Below are 247 nucleotides of genomic sequence, written 5' to 3' on the forward strand. Positions count from 1 at the left end.
ACGGGTGGGAGGTGGCCGGCGTTGGCCAGGCAGCAGGTGCCGCCCCGCGGGTCGTACACGGCGTACAGACACGTGGCGATCATCTGGTCCAGTCCACTGGCGGTGTTGTCGAGGTGGCGCAGCACGCGGGCGGGGTCGAGGCCGAGCTGGGCGAGGGTGCGGGCGGCGGTGCGCAGCTGTCCCATGGCGGCCGCGGCGTTGATGCCGCTGCCCATGACGTCGCCGACGACCAGGGCGCTCTTGTGCC

Annotated in this window: 1 protein-coding gene; it reads right to left on the minus strand. The window is 73.3% G+C overall.

Features of this window, described 5'->3' with window-relative positions:
• The coding region (locus ACSNOG_RS33785; protein WP_436756484.1) for a PP2C family protein-serine/threonine phosphatase at positions 1-247 on the minus strand (247 nt) is incomplete at both ends.

This window comes from Streptomyces sp. URMC 124 (assembly GCF_051386455.1).
Classification (GTDB): Bacteria; Actinomycetota; Actinomycetes; order Streptomycetales; family Streptomycetaceae; genus Streptomyces.